14 protein-coding genes and 1 pseudogene are annotated in these 17,317 nt (G+C 69.6%); 9 read left to right on the top strand and 6 right to left on the bottom strand.

The annotated features are described in order from the left end of the window. Nucleotides 1-1,292: pseudogene (locus tag JFB92_RS23975) on the bottom strand (hypothetical protein); the annotation flags it as partial. 168 nt (nucleotides 1,293-1,460) lie between these two features. Here JFB92_RS23975 and JFB92_RS23970 point away from each other — a divergent pair. Genes JFB92_RS23970 through JFB92_RS23960 form a run of 3 tightly spaced genes read left to right on the top strand, consistent with a single transcriptional unit; the run spans nucleotide 1,461 to nucleotide 3,328 of the window. Beyond that, entirely contained in the window at nucleotides 1,461-1,778 is a 318-nt protein-coding gene (locus JFB92_RS23970) for a hypothetical protein (protein ID WP_199044376.1), read from the top strand. A gap of 11 nt (nucleotides 1,779-1,789) precedes the next feature. Continuing rightward, complete coding sequence (locus tag JFB92_RS23965) at nucleotides 1,790-2,959, top strand: hypothetical protein (RefSeq protein WP_199044374.1); 1,170 nt, start codon at nucleotides 1,790-1,792, stop codon at nucleotides 2,957-2,959. A gap of 30 nt (nucleotides 2,960-2,989) precedes the next feature. Beyond that, entirely contained in the window at nucleotides 2,990-3,328 is a 339-nt protein-coding gene (locus JFB92_RS23960; protein WP_199044372.1) for a hypothetical protein, read from the top strand. Nucleotides 3,329-3,453: 125 nt separating this feature from the next. On the opposite strand, the gene JFB92_RS23955 is transcribed toward JFB92_RS23960, so the two are convergent. Continuing rightward, nucleotides 3,454-4,134 carry a hypothetical protein gene (locus JFB92_RS23955; protein ID WP_199044371.1) on the bottom strand — a complete coding sequence of 227 codons (681 nt, stop codon included), beginning with the start codon at nucleotides 4,132-4,134 and terminating at the stop codon, nucleotides 3,454-3,456. A 157-nt stretch (nucleotides 4,135-4,291) separates the two neighbouring features. Here JFB92_RS23955 and JFB92_RS23950 point away from each other — a divergent pair, with 157 nt between their 5' ends. Beyond that, entirely contained in the window at nucleotides 4,292-7,123 is a 2,832-nt protein-coding gene (locus JFB92_RS23950) for an AfsR/SARP family transcriptional regulator (protein WP_199044369.1), read from the top strand. A 7-nt stretch (nucleotides 7,124-7,130) separates the two neighbouring features. Here the strand turns inward: JFB92_RS23950 and JFB92_RS23945 are convergent, their stop codons facing one another. Both JFB92_RS23945 and JFB92_RS23940 read right to left on the bottom strand, forming a co-directional pair. Next, nucleotides 7,131-8,573, bottom strand: a complete 1,443-nt coding sequence (locus JFB92_RS23945) for a serine/threonine protein kinase (RefSeq protein WP_199044367.1) — start codon at nucleotides 8,571-8,573, stop codon at nucleotides 7,131-7,133. Between the two features lie 270 nt (nucleotides 8,574-8,843). Continuing rightward, a complete protein-coding gene (locus JFB92_RS23940) occupies nucleotides 8,844-9,173 on the bottom strand; it encodes an ArsR/SmtB family transcription factor (protein WP_199044365.1) in 330 nt (109 codons plus the stop codon). A gap of 77 nt (nucleotides 9,174-9,250) precedes the next feature. Here JFB92_RS23940 and JFB92_RS23935 point away from each other — a divergent pair, with 77 nt between their 5' ends. The 4 genes from JFB92_RS23935 to JFB92_RS23920 all read left to right on the top strand — a co-directional run bounded on the left by JFB92_RS23935 (nucleotide 9,251) and on the right by JFB92_RS23920 (nucleotide 14,941). Beyond that, the gene (locus JFB92_RS23935) at nucleotides 9,251-10,327 is read left to right on the top strand and encodes a flavin-containing monooxygenase (RefSeq protein ID WP_233163738.1); all 1,077 of its coding nucleotides are present in this window, start codon (nucleotides 9,251-9,253) and stop codon (nucleotides 10,325-10,327) included. A gap of 7 nt (nucleotides 10,328-10,334) precedes the next feature. Then, complete coding sequence (locus JFB92_RS23930) at nucleotides 10,335-11,552, top strand: MFS transporter (protein ID WP_199044364.1); 1,218 nt, start codon at nucleotides 10,335-10,337, stop codon at nucleotides 11,550-11,552. Nucleotides 11,553-13,040: 1,488 nt separating this feature from the next. Then, the gene (locus tag JFB92_RS23925) at nucleotides 13,041-13,214 is read left to right on the top strand and encodes a hypothetical protein (protein WP_199044363.1); all 174 of its coding nucleotides are present in this window, start codon (nucleotides 13,041-13,043) and stop codon (nucleotides 13,212-13,214) included. Between the two features lie 518 nt (nucleotides 13,215-13,732). Next, nucleotides 13,733-14,941, top strand: coding sequence for a pentapeptide repeat-containing protein (locus JFB92_RS23920; protein ID WP_199044362.1), 1,209 nt, complete (start codon nucleotides 13,733-13,735; stop codon nucleotides 14,939-14,941). Between the two features lie 251 nt (nucleotides 14,942-15,192). Here JFB92_RS23920 and JFB92_RS27105 read toward each other — a convergent pair whose 3' ends face one another. Next, nucleotides 15,193-15,588 carry a replication-relaxation family protein gene (locus JFB92_RS27105; RefSeq protein WP_372451689.1) on the bottom strand — a complete coding sequence of 132 codons (396 nt, stop codon included), beginning with the start codon at nucleotides 15,586-15,588 and terminating at the stop codon, nucleotides 15,193-15,195. A 425-nt stretch (nucleotides 15,589-16,013) separates the two neighbouring features. Between JFB92_RS27105 and JFB92_RS23910 the strand changes: the two genes are divergently transcribed. Next, nucleotides 16,014-16,277, top strand: a complete 264-nt coding sequence (locus JFB92_RS23910) for a hypothetical protein (RefSeq protein WP_199044361.1) — start codon at nucleotides 16,014-16,016, stop codon at nucleotides 16,275-16,277. A gap of 77 nt (nucleotides 16,278-16,354) precedes the next feature. On the opposite strand, the gene JFB92_RS23905 is transcribed toward JFB92_RS23910, so the two are convergent. Then, on the bottom strand, nucleotides 16,355-16,966 hold the full coding sequence (locus JFB92_RS23905) for a hypothetical protein (RefSeq protein ID WP_199044360.1): 612 nt from the start codon (nucleotides 16,964-16,966) through the stop codon (nucleotides 16,355-16,357). Nucleotides 16,967-17,317: the final 351 nt, after the last annotated feature.

Genomic DNA, 17,317 nt, shown 5'->3' with positions numbered 1-17,317 from the left:
GGCTGCCCGGGGCCAGCGCCGCCGGGCCCGGCCGGTCCCGCGCCTCCCGGGCCGCCTCCGGCCGGAGCGCTCCCGAAGCCGCCCCCGGCGGCCAGGCCGCCCCCGGCCGTCTCGTCGGGTTCGTCCTCCTCCCACGGGCTCGCCTCGTCCGGGTCGTCCTCGTCGTCCCCGGCGGCGGCGTGGGCGCCGGGCGGGGTCGGGCTCGGGTCCTGTGTGGTCTCGGGGCTGGACGGCGCGGCCGGTTGCTCGGCGCCGGGTTCTGCCAGGTCCATGCGGGAGGTGTCGGCTCCGGCCGGGTACGGCCGCTCCTCGCCGGTGGCCCGCAGCCGCTCGAATTCGGCGTCCTGGTCCCGCAGGCGCTGGGCGATGTCCTCGTCGACCGACGCCTGCCGTTCGGCGTAGGCCGCCAGCTCGGTCTCGACCCGGAGTCCGAACCGCTCCTTGGCCTCCTGCCCGGCCAGGGCCCGGATGTCCGCGGCGAGCACGCCGAGGCCGCTCATCCCCTCGCCGACGCGCTCCTCGATGAACTCGCGCACCTCGGTCGCCAGTCCCGGGTCGGCCCCGGCCAGTTCGAGCGCCCGCTCGGCCTCCTCGCAGGTCATGAGGATGCAGTCGCCGTGCCACCAGGCCGGGCGCACGTGGATCGCGACCAGCTCGGACCATTCGCCTTCGCAGGCGACCATCGGCGCCGGGTAGGGGATCTCGCCGGAGTCGCCGCCCTGGAGCGTGTAGGAGGCCTCTCCTCGGTTCCGCAGTTCGCCCGCGGTCGCGTCGATGTCGTCCAGGACGCCCTCGACGAGCGCTCGCGTCTGGTCGATCTGGGCGGCGAACTCCTCGAAGGCCGATCCCGACCACGAGTCCGCCAGGCCGTTCAGCTTGGACCTCATCAGGTCCGGCCACTCGGCGATCGCTCCGGCGACCTCCTCGGTCCAGCCGTGGCGCAGCCGCTCCAGGGAGTGCTCGTCGGCCGCCGCGGGGCGCACGGCCGCGACCGCGGACCGGAAGTCCTCCTCGGTCGGGTAGGCCAGTCCCCCGCAGCGCGGCTGGAGGCGGTGGAGCCGACCGGGGACCGGCACGGCCGAGGCCAGCTTCACCCAGTCGGCCTCGGCCGGGTGCGCGGCCGGGTGCGGGCAGGATCCCGCCGAGCAGCCCGCCCGGTCCGATGAACCGGAGTCGAGCGCCGAGGCGTCGCCGAAGGTGAGGTAGAACCCCGCTCCGGTCGAGGTCTGGGCGGTCTCCTCGCCGCCGGACTCCCAGTCGCCGATCGTGAACTCGAATCCGCTGTCGCTCATCGCGGGCGTCCTCCCGGTGGTCGTGTTCGCTTCACGCCCATGGAAGAGGGACGCCTCCCGGATCCGTCCCGGAACCGTCCGGGACCGACCGGGGAGCCGGGCGGGGACATTGCAGTGGACGCCGCCGGGCGTCCGCCCGCGGGGGCGCAGACAGCTTTTGGAGGAACCATGACCGTGCACATGGACGTCGAGGACGTGCGGACGGGAGGCACCCGCCTGCGCGCCCTGTCGACAGAGCCCAAGAACGCGTCCCAGCGGGTGGAGGGCCCGGCGGCGACCGCCGCCGAATCGAACCCCGGCTTCACCGCCGGCGAGGCCGGGAGGCGGTGGCAGACCGCCCTCGCGGCCGTCACCGCCGCCCTGGAGCGTCGCATCGACTGGCAGGGCGAGCAGGTCATCGGCAGCGCCGACGACTGGGAGAGCAACGACGAGCAGGCCGGGAACCGGTTCGAGAAGGTCTCCGGCGAACTGGCGCAGGACCGTTAGGAGAAGACCGGATGTCCACATACCGCGAAGCGCTCTCGGCCCGGCCGATGGAGTTCGTCAACTACGGCTCGGCGATGACCGACTCGGCCTCGGAACTGCTCGAGCAGCAGGCGGCCTACCGCGCGAACGTCACCGATCTCAACGGCCACTGGCAGGACGGCGCGAACGAGGCGTTCAACGACGACGCCGACGTCGTCGGGGAGCACCTCCAGCGGGTGGCCGGGCAGGTGGCCTCGGCCGCCGAGCAGATCGCCACCGCCGGCCTCAACCTGTTCACCGACGTCGCCTCCCTCAAGTCGGTCGACGAGGCCGCGCACGCCCAGGGCTTCAACGTCGAGCCCGCGCCCCTGGTGATGCTGGGGCCGCGGCACCGGTTCGAGATCGCGATCGCCGGCCCGCTCGGCGGGCCGACGCTCCAGGCCGCCTACGAGGCGCAGGCGGCGGCGCTGACGGCGTCGATGCAGTCCGGACTGGCGATGGTCAACGCCGACGACGCGACGGGCGCCACCGCGCTCAACGCCGCGGCCGAAGCGCTCCGGCCGCTGGACGAGACCGGCGGCTCGCCCACCGGGGACGACCTGCACCACCTGGCCGAGGACCACTCCGACACCGGCTCCGACCCCGGCGAAGAGGACGCCGATCAGGACTCCGAACCCGACGAGGACGAAGAGGGCGAGGAGCCCACCGAACCGGAGGAGCAGCAGCCGACCGACCCCGAGGACCAGGGCCCGACCGACCAGCCGACCGCGCCCCAGGCCCCGCAGGCGCCGACCGACCCGGGCGGCTTCGAGCGGCCCGGACTCGACGAGGTGGACGACCCCTGGGCCGACACCGAGCCCTACGACCCCGAGGACATCGGCGGCGGCCTGGCCTCCGGCACCGTGCCCGGCACGGGAGGCGGCATCGGAGCTCCGGGCGCCGGGGCCGGCGGCCTCGCCACCGGCGCGGGAGCGGGCACGGGGACCGGCCCGTCGACCGGTGCCTCCCCGGCCGCCGTACCCGCGGCCCCGACCGCGGGCGGCACCGGCAAAACCGGCATGGGCGGCCCCATGATGGGCGCGGGCGGCGGCAGGGGCACCGGGCGGCCCGAAGAGGAGAGCACCCGCGAATCGAAGCTCCTCGAAGACCCCGAAGAGGACGTCTGGGGCGTCGGCGATCCCGAATACGACCTTTACACCTGAGTGACCGTGACGGACATCGAGAGGTAGACCATGGGCAAGCCCGAGCAGTTGACCCCCGGAACGAAGGCGGCCGTCATCGTCATAGGTCTCGTGATCATCGCGGTCTCGCTGATCTGCTTCGTCGGCAACCTCCGTTCCGGAGCTTCAGACGAGGTCACATGCGGCGGCAGCGAAATGGAACGCGACGACACCTGCGTCACCTACGTGAACGGGAACGCGGGAAGCGAGCGGACCTACGACGAGCAGGCCGAGCAGGGAGGCGTCTCGATATTCCTGGTGATCCTCGCGCTGGCCGGCGCCGCCTTCGGCGTCTTCATCATCTGGAGTGCGGTCACCGAGACGAGTGCGCCGGGAGGCCGGAGGAGATGACCGTGCCGATCCGCTTCCCCAACGGCGGCCGCGACACCGACATCCGTGCATAGCGCGGCGAAAGGCCCGGCCCGGACTCGTCGGAAGCGAGTCCGGGCCGGGCCTTTCGCCGCGAACAGGGAACCCTAGGTGACCGCGAAGGCCTGGTCGGCCAGGGCGGCGAAGGACTCGGCCGCCTTCTGCTGCGCCGTCCTGATCGTGGCCGCGGCCTCCTCCGCCAAGGACTCGCAGTCGTTGTCCACGGTCGCGTTCGGGACCAGGAACTTGAAGACCGCCAAGCGGCCCTCCACATCCACCTCCGCCGAGCACAGGTCGTCCTCGGTGGTGTGCTCGAAACGCTCGGCGGCGCGGGAGGCCACCAGGCGCCGCAACTCGGCCAGCCGCGGATCGGCCGAGGCGGCCAGCCCCGCGTCGGCGGCCGCCAGCTCCAGGCGCCGGGCCGCCCCGGCGCGCGCCGCCTCCGCCGCCGTCCATGCCTCGCCGACCGCCGCGCCCACCACCGGGTTGCTCAACCGGTCGACGGTCGGGCTGAACGCCAGCGCCACCAGCCTCCCGGCGTGGTCGAGCCGCACCCACGCGATCCGCTCGGGATCGGTGCCGTCGTAACCGGCCTGCGTCAGCTCCTCGGCCAGCGCGCCGGCGGTGGCGGCCCTCCGCTGCGCGTCCTCGTGCTCCCGGCGGCTCGGCGCCGCCTCCAGCGCCCGCAGGGCCGAATCGCGCGCGGGCGAGGCGGGCAGCCGCTCGGCGGCGTGCCGCGCATTCGCCAGACGCTGCTCGTAGTCGTCGGGGACGGGTGTGGTTGCCATCGGCGTTCCTCTCCGGGAGCGGACTCGTTTCCCGTGATCGTCGCGCCGCCGCTCCCCGATCCGTCCCCGATCGGTCACGGGCCCCGTTCGGACTACGTCCCACCGCACTTCCCTGTGGGACACTGAGATCCAATGCCTCCGTCAGAAAGCCGAAGACATGACCACCCTCGATGCCCGGATGCTCGGACCGCTTGAGGTCCGGATCGACGGCAAGGCGGCCACGATCCACGGGAACAACGCCCGCAAGCTCCTGGCGGTCCTGCTCGACGAGGCCAACCGGCCCGTCCCGATCGAAGGGATCGTCCGCGGCGTGTGGGAGGACGAGCTTCCCGAGCGGCCCGTCCGGGCCGCCCGCAACCTCGTCTCCGACCTGCGCCGCGACCTGCGCCCGTTCGACGACCGCATCGGCATCACCGACGGCGGCGAGGCGTACGCCGTCCGCATCGAACCCGGCGAGCTCGACCTCCAGCGCTGCAAGGAGAAACGGCGAAGCGCCGCCGTCCTGCGCGCGAGCGACCCCGGCGCGGCGGCCGCCGCGCTGCGCGAAGCGCTCGCCGAATGGCGCGGCCCGGCCCTGTCCGGGGTTCCGGGCCGCCTGACCGAGGCCATAGCCCGCCGCCTCGACGAGGACCGGCTCACCCTGCTCGAAGAGTGCTTCGACATCGAACTCGAACTCGGAGCCGGCGCCGAACTCCTCCCCGAGCTGCGGCAGACCGTCGCCAAGCACACCACCCGGCAGCGCTTCGCCGCCCAGTTCATGCGCGCCCTCCACGCCGCCGGGCGCTCGGTCGAGGCGATCGAGCACTTCGAGGCCGTCAGGCGGCGCCTGGCCGACGACCTCGGCCTCGACCCCGACCCCGAATTGCGCGCCGTCCACGCCGCGATCCTCCGAGCCGATGAACCGCAGGCCGAGCCGGGTCCGGCCCTCGCCCCTTCGCCCGCCGTGCCCTCGACGCTCCCGCCGACCACCGCCCGCTTCACCGGCCGCGACGAGCAGCTCGCCGAGCTCGACCAGGCCCTCGCCGCCGGGACCGGCAGCGCGGGCTCGGCCGTCATCAGCGGCATGGGCGGAGTCGGCAAGACCGCCCTCGCCGTCCACTGGGCCCACCGCGTCGCCGCCGAGTTCCCCGACGGGCGCCTCTATCTGAACCTGCGCGGCTTCGATCCGGCCGCCCCCGAAGACGACGCGAGGCCCGCCCTGGGAGCGGCGCTGCGGGCCCTCGGCGTCGAACCCGACCGGGTTCCGGCCGACCTCGACGAGCAGACCGGCCTGTACCGGACCGTCCTGGCCGACCGCAAGGTCCTGGTCTTGCTCGACAACGTCCGCGACACCCGGCAGGCCCGGCCGCTGCTGCCGTCCTCTCCGGGCAGCTTCACCGTCATCACCAGCCGCGACCCGCTGCTCGGGCTGGTCGTGGGCGGAGCGCGGCCGATCCCGTTGCAGGCGTTGACCGGCGACGAGTCGCAGCGGCTGCTGGACAGCTTCGGCCCGGCCGGGGCCGAGTCCGACTCGCGCGCCGGGCGGCGCGTCCTGCGCATCTGCGGCGGGCTCCCGCTGGCGCTGTCACTGGTCGGGGCCTGGGTCGCGGCCCGACCCCACGCCTCCCTGCTGACGCTGGCCGAGCGCCTCGAATCGACCGGCAACGTCCTCAACGTCTTCTCCGACAAGGACGCCGCGATCGATCTGCGGACCGTGTTCACCTGCTCCTATCAGGAGCTCGGCGCTCGCGCGGCCGCCGTGTTCCGCATACTCGGCCTCCACCCCGGGCCCGACATCACCGTGCCCGCGGCGGCCAGCCTCGCCGCGACCGAACCGGGCGAGGCCGCCGATGCGCTGCGGGAACTGGCCGACGCCAACCTGATCGAGGAGCACCGCCCGGGCCGGTTCACGATGCACGACCTGCTGCGCGCCTACGCCGCCGAGCAGCTCGACACCGGTGTATCCCAAGCGGAGCGGAGCGCGGCCGCGCAGCGGATGCTGGACCACTACACGCACACCGCGGCCGAGGCCGACCGGAGGACGTCCTTCTTCGGCGGCGGCAGGGACGTCCCCGGGCCGGTCGAAGGCGTGCGTCCCGAGCCGATTCGCTCCCTGCGCGAGGCGAACGACTGGATCTCGGCCGAATACCAGGTCCTGCGCGGACTCCTGCAACTGCGATCGGGCCCCTCCGAGACCGAGCGGGAGCCCGAACCCGATCCCGTTCTCGACGAGCGGATCTGGCGGCTCGCCTGGTGCCTCGCCGAGTACATGCTGGACCGGAACTGGGCAGGGGACCTGCTCGCGGCGCAGTCGGCGGCGCTGGCGGCCGCCCGCAGGATCGGCGACGCGAACGCCGAGGCGGTCGCGCTCGGCTACATGGCGGGGGCGCAGCTGATGACCGGCGAGGAGGCCGCGGCCCGCACGCGCATCGATCGGGTCCTGGACCTGGCCGAGCGGCACGGACTGCGATGGGCGGAGGCGTTCGCGGCCTTCACTCTCACCATCTACGCGGCGCGGCGGGGCAGAGAGGCCGAAGCGCTCGACCACGCCATGCGCTCGCGGGCCCTGTTCGCCGAGGTCGGCGACAAGAGTTGGGAGCACCGGGCGCTGTACTCGGCCGGCTGGCACGCGGCGAAGGCCGGCGACCTCGAGACGGCCCGGGCGAGCTTCGACGAGATGCATTCGGAGGCGACGCGCCTGGGAGTCCCGCACGGGGCGGTGGTCGCCGAGATGGGGTACGGCCTCATCGCCCACCATGAAGGCGATTTCGACGCCGCGGTGCGCCGCTACCGCGGCGCGGTGTCGAAGTTCGCCGGCCTCGAACTGGAGGTGAGCGAGTCCAATGTCCGCGATCTGCTCGGCGACTCCCTGCGGGCCGTGGGCGAGCGGGACGAGGCGCGCGGCGAATGGGAGGCGGCCGCGCGCGGATTCGTCAAGTACGGGATGGCCCTCGAGGCCGCGGCGGTCCGGGACAAACTCGCCCGGCTCGACGCCGAAGACGGCGCCTGAGGCCCGCCTACCACTCGCAGGTGGTGCCCTCGGCCTGCCGCTCGTGGTAGTAGACGGTGATCTGCTCGGACCTGTCCGCTGTGGAGCCGCTGTTCGGCGACTGCTGCATCACGGTGCAGTGCTCCGGCTCCGGGGTGTACCAGTAGTAGCCCACCTCGGCGGTGACGCTCCCGAACCCGGCCTCGTTCAGCTCGTCCCGGGCCTCGAATGTGGTCATGCCGGTGACATCGGGCACCTCGGCGCTGCCGCTCGCGGGCGGGTCGTCCTCCTCGTCCCCGTCGCCGCTGGAGTCCTCCGGGCTGTCGGACTCGGTGTCCTGGTCGCCGCCGGGGTCGGTCGCGCCGTCATCTTCCGGGGCGTCATCGCTCGCCTCTTCCTCCGGGGCGTCGGTCCGGTCGACCGCGGCCGACTCCTCCGGGCTCCGGTCCTCGCCCTCACTCTCCTCGGCGGCGCCGGTCGACTCCTCGGCCTGCGAACCGCCGAGGCCGTTCCAGGGGGAGAAGGCGAACAGGCCGGTCAGCAGCAGGAGCGCGACCACCGCTACGGTCACGAACCCGAACCGCCACGACCAGACGCCCGCCGCCCGCTGCTTCAGCGTCGGAGGCCCGACCGGAGCGGCCGCGGGCTCGGACTCCATCGCGGCGCGGCAGGCCCGCGCCATCGCCCCGGCCGACTCCCAGCGGTCCTCGGGGGCCTTCTGGAGCGACCTGACGACCACGGCCGCCGCTGCCGCCGGAACGTCCTCGGGCAGCGCCGGAGGCGGAGTGTGCAGGTGGCCGTGGGTGATCGCCTCGCGGTCGATCGAGTCGAACGGCGGAGCGCCGGTGAGGCACTCGTAGGCCACCGCTCCGAGCGCGTACTGGTCGGCCGCGCCGGTGACCTCGCCCCGCCGCAATTGCTCGGGGGAGACGTAGGAAGCGGTGCCCAGCACCGCGTCGGTCGAGGTCAGCTCGGGGCCTCCCGACAGTTTCGAGATCCCGAAGTCGATCACCCGGACCCGGTCGGCCTCATCCACCAGGATGTTGGCGGGCTTGACGTCCCGGTGGACGACCCCGCGCCGGTGCGCCGCGTCCAGCGCCTCGGCGGCCTCGGCGACGATCCGCATCGCCCGCTCGGCCGGCAGGCGCTCCTCGCGGTGCAGCAGCTCCGCCAGCGAGACGCCCTCGACCAGCTCCATGACGATGAACAGCACCGCCTGGCCGCCGTCGCTGTCGGCACCGTAGTCGTAGATCTCGACGAACCCCGGCCCCTTCAGGCCGGCGAGGGTCTTCGCCTCCCGCTCGAAGCGCTCCTGCGGGCTCTGCGCCTCCTCCAGCCCCTGGCGCAGAATCTTGACGCCGACCTCCCGGTCCAGCCGGGTGTCGAAGCCCCGCCACACCGCGCCCATGCCTCCCCAGGCGATGAGGCTGTCGAGTCGGTAGCGGTCGGCGATGAGGGTTCCGGATTCCACGCTCAATCCTCGTCGGGGGTGCTCGCTGCTGAACTGGGGCGGGCGGGGTGCCCGGACGGTCGCGTACTCGAACACGTTGACGCAGGTCGTTGCTCTGCATGAAGTGTTGGAACGGCGATCGGAGGCGCCGGTGGACCGGATCGGGTCCGGTTCCGCCTCGGCCGAGAATACCCACCGGCCATACTCGTCGCGTCATCGCCTGACTCCGGCCGAGCGGTGCGGCATCGGCTCGACCGCCGTGTTCGGCGGCGAGCCGCCGGTGAATGCGGTTCAGCCGCAGGAGCGGTGGTAATCGGCCGGCGGGCAGCAGGCGAGGAGGTAGTCGCGCAGGCCGTCGAGTCCCTTGAGGATGCCGTCGGGGTTGGCCCGGTAGTAGACGGTCTTCCATTCGCGCCGCGAGACCAGGATGCCCGCCTCGCGCAGTGTCGCCAGGTGGGTCGAGGCCGCCGAGGGCGCGAGCGAGAGCCGTTCGGCGACCTCGCCGACGGTGAGCTCGGCGTCGCCGTTGAACAGGAACATGACCTCTTGCCGGGTGGTGCTGGCCAGTGCCTTGAGGAAGTCCTGCACGTCGCTGTCGAGTGGCCCGGTTCCGGTCGTCATGGACCAAGTATGACCGGTGACCGAGACCACTATTCTTTCAATACGTCATTTCGCGAAATGACGATATTATGGCTCGCATGACTGGACACAGCAAACCCATCGTCATCATCGGCGCCGGACAGTCCGGCCTGACCGCCGCCAGGGCCGCCCGCGGCGCCGGCCTCGAACCCCTCGTGCTCGAGGCCGGGCCTCGCGCGGCGGGCTCCTGGCCGCACTACTACGACAGCCTCCGCGTGTTCTCCCCGGCCCGCTTCAGCGCCATCCCCGGCCACGACCCCATTCCCGCCGACCCCGACGACTATCCCGCGCGCGACGAGATCGCCGCCTACATCGAGGGATTCGCGGCCGGCCTCGGCGTCGACATCCGCACCGACACCAGGGTCGAGGAGGTGTCGGCCACCGGCGGCGGCTACCTGGTGCGCACCGCCACCGGCACGACGATCGAGGCCGCGGGCGTAGTCGCGGCCACCGGCTCATTCGGCAACCCGCACCTGCCGCACCCGCCGGGGCAGGAGGACTTCGGCGGTGAAGTGCTGCATGTGGCCGACTATCGCAACCCCGACCCGTTCGCGGGCGAACGCGTGGTCGTCGTCGGCGGCGGGAACTCGGCCGTCCAGGTCGGTTACGAACTGGCGCAGGTCGCCTCGGTCACCCTCGCCACCCGGACCCCCGTCAACCTCGTCGAGCAGCGACCTGACGGACGAGACATCCACTACCTGCTCACCGCCGGATACGACCACCTGCCGGTCGAATGGTTCGCCCCGTACGTCTCCGCCGGACTGACGCTGGACATCGGCGGCTACCGCAAGGCGTTCGAAGCCGGGCTGCTCGACCGGCGCCCGATGTTCACCGCCTTCACCGATGAAGGCCTGATCTGGTCCGACGGCGCCCGCGAGTCCGTCGACACGGTCCTGTTCGCCACCGGCTACCGCCCGCACCTGGGCTACCTGTCCGATCTCGGTGCGCTCGACGAGGCGGGCATGCCCCGCCACACCGGCGGCGTCTCGACCACCCACCCCGGCCTGGCCTACGTCGGACTGGAGTTCCAGCGGTCCTTCGCCTCGAACACCCTGCGCGGCGCCGCCGGGGACGCCGAACACATCATGGCCCCTCTGGCCGCCGTCGCCGCCGGACTGCACACCAGCTTCAGCTGAACCGCCGATGACCGAGACCGCCGCCGCAACCCCGGGGCACCGCGCCGAGTCGCCCCGGCGCGCCCTGATCACCCTGTGCGCCACCCAGATCGTCAGCTGGGGTGTGCTGTTCTACGCCTTCCCGGTCCTGACCGGCCGCATCAGCGCCGACACCGGGTGGTCGACCGCAGCGGTCACCGGCGCGTTCTCGGTCGGACTGGCGGTCTCGGCCGCCGGGGGCGTGCCGGTCGGGCGACTGCTCGACCGGCACGGCCCCCGCCCGGTCATGACAGCCGGGTCGGTCCTCGCCGTCGCCGCCACCGCGGCGATCGCCTGGGCACCGGGCCCGGTGTGGTTCCTGGCCGCCTGGACCATCGCCGGGGTCGCCCAGGCGGCCGTGTTCTACAAGCCCGCCTTCGCCGCCCTCACCGTCTGGTACGGCGACCGGCGCGTCCGCGCCCTCACCGCACTGACCCTCGTCGCCGGACTGTCGAGCACCATCTTCGCCCCGCTCACCGCCACCCTCGCCGACCACTTCACCTGGCGTGAAACGTACCTGGTCCTCGGCCTCATCCTGGCCGCCGTCACCATCCCCGCCCACGCCATCGGCCTCGACCCGCCCTGGCCGCACCGAAAACGCGCGCACCGGGCCGCGACGGCGACGGTCCCCGAAGCCGCCCCAGACCGGAACGTGATCCGGACGCCCGCCTTCGCTCTCCTGGCCGCCGCCATGGCACTGGCGACCTTCGCGCTGTTCACCGCCACCTTCTTCCTCGTGCCCCTGCTGACCGCGCGCGGCACCGACACCAGCAGCGCCGCCTGGGCTCTGGGGCTATGCGGCGCGGGCCAACTGCTCGGACGCCTCGGCTACGGCACCCTCACCCGACGAACCGGCCCCACCGCACGAACGGTCCTCATCCTCGCCCTCGGCGCGGTGATGATCGCCGCGACCGTCGCGCTCGCGGCCCCGATCGCGGTCGTCTTCGCCGTGGTCATCGCCCTCGGCGCCGCCCGCGGGGCCTTCACCCTCCTGGAAGCCACCGCCGTCTCCGACCGGTGGGGCACGACCGCATTCGGCCACCGCTACGGGATCTTCTCCGCTCCATCGACGGTCGCCATCGCCACCGCACCGGCGGCCGGAGCGCTCATCGCCGACCGACTCGGCTCCTATCCGGCGCTGTTCGCACTCCTGGCGGCCCTCATGCTCACCGCCGCGGCCCTCGCCGCCATGCCGAGAAGTCGATAGTGCGCCAGGCAGGATTCGAACCTGCGACCGTCGGATTAGAGGATCTGTTCAAACCTTCCGACCTTCCGGTTCGTCCACATGTTGGAATGATTCAACTGCTGCCTGACCAGTGAATCTATGATCCTGCCTGATCTTGTTCATGGAGGGATCCATGTACGCCAAGTCTCCTATGGATGATCAGTCGTCGGGTGTCGAGGGCGGTTCGATGCGCACTGAAGCGCCATGCTCTGTGGCTAGTCGGAAGAGTCGCTGCAGCCGATCCAAGTCCCGCTCTTCGAACTGCATCGGCAGACTCGTTCGCCAAACCTGGGAGCGGGGGTCGTACTCGGCGACTCCTCGAAGCTGGCTGAGTTCGGCACTGTCGCCGCCTCCGGAACCGGAGGCAATGACGATCCGGATGCGTCCGGGCGGGAGGTGGGAGCTCATGTCTCGGGATGCTACCGATAGCGGTCGCTATCGCGCTCGGGGCGACGAACCTGTCCGATGCCGAGCGGGGGCATCACTCGCTCGCCGCACGGTGCGCGAACACTATGGAGTGCCTTCATATGCGGCAGCGGCCGGGCGACGCCGGCGCGAATTTTGAGCGCGAAGCCGGGGCGACGGACACAGGTAAGGATGACTCAAGACTTCAGAGCGGTCGGGGATTACTCAAGACTCACCATCAACCACCCGACGGGCGGTAGGGAGTGCAGCGGGAAAGTGTGACGACCACACCGGTCGAAGATCGCCCTTGAGACCCCGATGTAGTGTTCTGCCAGCGATTTTATCCTCAAAGTTCCGTGGGAAGGCGGAGTCGTCAGTGAGCGCTCCAGGTGCTAGCACGAGTGAGAATCTCCATTACCTCGGGAGCCCGGTATCCATGACGGTATTTCGCGTCGGTCTTTTTCAGAATTCCGAGTCCAACCAATTGGCTCATCGAGTGTTGAGATGTTCGCTCACATCTCAACTCTCAGGTCCGAGTGTTGAGATGTGAGCTAGGACCTCAACTCGCGTTGTCTTGCCGATCCGTATCTCAACCTTCGAGACCGAGAGTTGAGAGGACCTATGCGGAAAACGTTCGCTGGTATTGCTGCCGCTGTCAATCGACCGTTCGATGGCAGGTGTTCAAGCCATGGCGTTGGAGGACCTTCCAGATCGTTGATTCGGCGATGGTGATCTCCTCGGCGTTGAGGTGTTCCCTGATGCGTTTGGGCCCCAGCCGGTGCGGCGGCGCGGAGCACAGATGCGCTGTCGATCGAGTTGAGCGGGGAGGGCGACGTTGCCGTTCGGCACCGCGACCGCCCGGTGGTCGGTCTCGGGTCTCCAGGCGGCACAGAAGCGACGGGCCGGGTGCGGGCCTTCTCGGCTTCCTTCGGGTCGGTGTGGGTCTCGGTGAGGTAGTGCGGTTTGCCGGTCTCGGGATTCGTTCCGGCGTAGACGCGGACTCGGAACGTGTTCCCCGGGCGGACGCTGCCGCGGACGAGGGTCTGGTGTGAGCGTTGTTCGGCCATGCCTGACAGCATCGCCATGGACAATAGCTTGGAGGCCGACGGCGTGTTGCTGGATCTTGGGACTCTGAGCTGGGGTTTTACGGCGCGCCAGGCAGGATTCGAACCTGCGACCGTCGGATTAGAAGTTGCGTTGCAAGCTCGTAACCAGGCATTTTACAAGACTGAACTCTAGTTTCAAGACTCGTTGAGCTGGGGTTTTACGGCGCGCCAGGCAGGATTCGAACCTGCGACCGTCGGATTAGAAGTTGCGTTGCAAGCTCGTAACCAGGCATTTTACAAGACTGAACTCTAGTTTCAAGACTCGTTGAGCTGGGGTTTTAATATTTGACCTCGTCTGGTTGGGGAACATTCCGGGGACCAGCCTGTCCACATTGGGCGCGATCCTCGAACGGTCCGCAGAGCCCTGCGACGCCCATTCTAACGGCGCCTCGTGGCCGCTCTCAAGCGCCGTTAGCCACCTCGCTGAGGTGATCGCGGTGGCGAGCGAACAAGACCGATCGCGATCTCGGAGGCCTCGCCCAGGTGGCACATCAGCCCTGAACTGCGCGCGGTTGCGCGGCAAGGCCGATGTCGTATTGGGTCGCTCGGATGGTACCTCCCATGTACCCGCGGCTTGCCCTGTCACCATTCGAGGGGTGATCGCCCGAACTGGAGGTCCTCCAGGGTTGGCGCGGGTCGTACGCTCAATCGATGACCCCGCAGCCAACCCCGGCGGCAGCCCGCCCTGCTACGCAGCGACCCCGCCGCCAATGGATCTGGATCGCCGCACTCGCCGTTCCCGCAATCGCAGGGCTCACCCTGGGCATCTACCTCGCCTTCGCCGCATTTATCCCCGACCCCCTCACCGAGTCGGGCGGCTTCGACGTACAAGAGATCGCCGCACAGGACCTGGCGATCGCGCGCATGCAAGCCCAGGCCCTCCGCAACGCCCTCGCTGCAACCGGGGGCCTTGGTGTTCTCGTGGCCCTGGCCGTGACCATCCGCCGCCAGTTCCACCACGAGCAGGCCACCCGCGACACCCAAGCCGCCGAACTCCGCCGGCAAGAGCACCTCGAGGAGAAAGCCGCCGACGAAAAGGACGACGCGCTGCAGCGGCGGATCACCGATGCTCGGGTACGCGCGGTCGAGCAGCTCGGCTCGGCCAACCCCGCGGTGCGCATCGGCGGGCTCCACAACCTCGAAAGGATCGGTCAGCAACACGCTGAACTCCGCCAGGTCGTCCTGGACGAGATCTGCGCCTACCTCCGCCTCCCCTACACACCACCGGAACAGGAGCCGAAGGCGGGGCGGCCGCCACTCCACCATTTCGAACCCATCGGCCCCCCGCCCGCCGCAGCCACCAGCGGCGAGGCCGAAGGCGAAGTGAGGCTGATCGCTCAGGAGATCCTGCAACGTCACCTCAACCCCGACCGGGAGGACCTGTACTGGGATCACTCCCGCCTGAACCTGCGAAGCGCCTACCTCAAGGACATCGATTTTGGCAACTGCCACCTGACCGGGGCCGATTTCACCAACGCGACCTTCACCGGCGGCGCGGATTTCTGGGGCGCGACGTTTACCGGCCGCGCAGACTTCGGAGGCGCGACCTTCAACAATTACGCGCGCTTCGGCGGCGCGACTTTCACCCGCCACGTGCTCTTCGAGGGCAGGACCTTCACCGGCCGCGAGGCGCTCTTCGGGCGCCCGAACTTCTCCAGCCACGGGCTCATCGGAGGCGCGACCTTTACCGGCCTCGCGGACTTCGGGGGTGCGAGATTTGACGGTGGCGTGGTGCTCGGGAATGCACGGTTTCAGGGGGTCCTCAGGGCAACGAGTCCGGTCTTGCTTGAGGCGCTGCGAAGGCAGGCTGACAACTTGAAATCCGAAGCCGAGCACCAGTTACCCGACGGCTGGGTCTGATTCCAGCTCCGACTGCTGCCGCCTGCGGACACCTCGCCAACCAGACCGCGCCAGCCCCGGGCTGATACGACACATGAAATAGGACCTGCGACAGCACAAATGAAAACCGATACAGGGTACGCGGGTGATGTCATAGAACCACCGCTCGATGGGGCTCGTCAACGGAGCGTTCCTCAGGTCGGGTCGAGCGTTGTTCGAGCGTCTGGGACGATCTGAGGGCGTCAACATGTGAGGTATGTGCGACTGGAGTTCTACTTGGGATTCCAGGGGCACCTGCGTGTTCTCGCTGGAGTCGAAGGTAGTTCGACGACCGGGAGTTCGGTGAGCCTGCGTCGACTGCAAGCAGGATGTCCAAGAGGCCACCAGACGGCCGAGAGCGGGTCGAGATCGTCCTGCGAGGTCGCGGTGGCCACTGGGAGCGCGAGACCGGTGCCGGCCAGAGCGTGGTGGAAGTTGGCTTCGCGGCCGGGCTTGGTGATCTCGAACAGCGCCATGTGCCGTGATCGGTAGCCTTCATGGCTGTACAACCTGCTGTACCGGCGGGCCTTGTCGGTGAGCGTGGACAGCGTTTCGGTTCCGGTGTCGTGCTCGTACCACCAGGTCAGCGGGCGGTTGTTGACCGTGATGTGGGCGGCCCCGTCAGGGATGAGTCCGATCTAGGAATGCACGATAGCCAGGTAGAGCTCCTCGCGGACTTCGCGTTCGCTCAGCCAGTCGTGCAGCACGATGTCGTGGTGAGTGCGGGTAGCAGCCACCAGGCGACTGTAGAAGTCGTTACCGCCTTCGAGGTGGCGGCGCACTATCCGACGACGGGCACGTATGGCACCGTGTCGCGCCCGCAGCGCGAACGGACCGCGACATCGGTTCCCTCGCGATGAACCCCGTACAGATGGGCATCTGCTTCGGGGCCATGATCTCCTGTATGGCGGCCCTGATGGTCGCCGCAGCGATCATCGCCGGAAGGCTGGTCTTCCCCACCTGAACCACTACTGCGGACCGGCTCCTACCCGGCGGTCGACCCTACCTTTTGTAATCACAGGTGACTCGGTCTCATCAGTCCTACAGTGAGATCATGGCCCAAAAGCAGTCGAACTTCAATCCGCCACTCGCCACACTCATAGTGGTCGGCGTTGCCGTGCTCATCATCGGCATCATCGTTACCGGACAGGCCCCCGAGCCGCAAGAGAGCCTGTTCGAAGACCCTGTACCCGCTGAGAAGTCCGTTGCTGGACCGTTCCTGATGGGTCTCGGCGGCACGATGGTGGTTATGGGCTGGGCAGCTGGTGCTATTTGCTACCAGCTGATTCGGCAAAGCGACGAGGACCGCGGCGAGTGAGACCGCGAGGCCGTCCAGGTACATCCGACCGTCCCTGGTCAGGCGCGAGACGGACCCCGGCGGCTGCGACTCACTGGTCAGTTGACCGTCCAATACTCTGGTGAAGTGCCTGTACGGGCGTATTGGACCTTCGCGATGCCTTCGTCGTCGGGGACGGGGAACACAATCCAGCCGTTGACGCACGTCCCGATCCCGACTTCCTGGATCCCCCATGGGTATTCCGGCTGCGGGAATCCACTGTATCCGGTGTGAGAGGGTGTGATCAGCGCGTTGCCTTCGCTGACCAGCGACCAAGGGTCTCGTGCCACGAGATAGAAGTCGTCGGTGGTGTCTTCAGGGGGCGTGTCGGGGACGCAGATCTCCACTCGCAGTCCGGCCCAGACGTAGTTGGCCGGGTAACCGGCTTCGCTCGGTGCCGGTGAGGATGCCGCGGTGTCGACTTCGAGCTCGATCGCCGTTGCTGAGCTACCGCTGTCGAACTCGATCGTGTCCCCCAGGTGCCACTCGGGCTCATCTGGGGACTCGGTGGCCTCTGAGGTGGACTCGGCTACTGGGCTCGACTGGGCGGTACTCGGTGCTGGCGTGTCAGGTTCCTGCTGGTCTTCGGCGCCGCCGCAGCCGGATACCGCGAGCAAGCTGATGACCGAGAGGCCAGTTAGCAGTGACTTGACGGTCAAGGTCAGGATCATGCCTACCCCCATTTCCACGACACCGACCGGCGCCGATCTGGTTGAGCCCAGCATAGAACTTGCCGGGTTTAGAGCAGGCGAGTGGGACTCCTCATTAGAGAGGATAGGGGGGTATGTTCCGAGTTCAATGAGCTTGTTATGTGTCGATTACATAGATTGATTCAATTCTGCGCCGTCCTTGCGGCCAGGGGATTCGGTGGCTGCGCTGATGCTGAAGTTGACGACGGGCACCGGACACTAGACGGGGAGAATGCGGCAGCGGCGCCTGCCCGATGGGGCGCTTGGCGCGACCGCGGCAGCTGGCCGGGGCGATCTCGGTGCAGATCGGTGAGGCGACCAGTGAATCGCCCC

It is taken from the genome of Glycomyces salinus (assembly GCF_016428645.1).
In the GTDB taxonomy this organism is placed as follows: Bacteria; Actinomycetota; Actinomycetes; order Mycobacteriales; family Micromonosporaceae; genus Glycomyces; species Glycomyces salinus.
The sequence above is the reverse complement of the archived record's forward strand: the minus strand, read 5'-3'. Positions and strand labels throughout refer to the sequence as shown.

What these genes read in the sequence shown, in the direction of transcription:
- JFB92_RS23925 (WP_199044363.1), top strand. Translation starts at nt 13,041, where the DNA reads ATGCCTGACAGCATCGCCATGGACAATAGCTTGGAGGCCGACGGCGTG.
- JFB92_RS23910 (WP_199044361.1), top strand. Translation starts at nt 16,014, where the DNA reads ATGGCCCAAAAGCAGTCGAACTTCAATCCGCCACTCGCCACACTCATA.
- JFB92_RS23950 (WP_199044369.1), top strand. Translation starts at nt 4,292, where the DNA reads ATGACCACCCTCGATGCCCGGATGCTCGGACCGCTTGAGGTCCGGATC.
- JFB92_RS23970 (WP_199044376.1), top strand. Translation starts at nt 1,461, where the DNA reads ATGACCGTGCACATGGACGTCGAGGACGTGCGGACGGGAGGCACCCGC.
- JFB92_RS23960 (WP_199044372.1), top strand. Translation starts at nt 2,990, where the DNA reads ATGGGCAAGCCCGAGCAGTTGACCCCCGGAACGAAGGCGGCCGTCATC.
- JFB92_RS23935 (WP_233163738.1), top strand. Translation starts at nt 9,251, where the DNA reads ATGACTGGACACAGCAAACCCATCGTCATCATCGGCGCCGGACAGTCC.
- JFB92_RS23930 (WP_199044364.1), top strand. Translation starts at nt 10,335, where the DNA reads ATGACCGAGACCGCCGCCGCAACCCCGGGGCACCGCGCCGAGTCGCCC.
- JFB92_RS23940 (WP_199044365.1), bottom strand. Translation starts at nt 9,173, where the DNA reads ATGACGACCGGAACCGGGCCACTCGACAGCGACGTGCAGGACTTCCTC.
- JFB92_RS23965 (WP_199044374.1), top strand. Translation starts at nt 1,790, where the DNA reads ATGTCCACATACCGCGAAGCGCTCTCGGCCCGGCCGATGGAGTTCGTC.
- JFB92_RS23920 (WP_199044362.1), top strand. Translation starts at nt 13,733, where the DNA reads ATGACCCCGCAGCCAACCCCGGCGGCAGCCCGCCCTGCTACGCAGCGA.
- JFB92_RS23905 (WP_199044360.1), bottom strand. Translation starts at nt 16,966, where the DNA reads ATGATCCTGACCTTGACCGTCAAGTCACTGCTAACTGGCCTCTCGGTC.
- JFB92_RS23955 (WP_199044371.1), bottom strand. Translation starts at nt 4,134, where the DNA reads ATGGCAACCACACCCGTCCCCGACGACTACGAGCAGCGTCTGGCGAAT.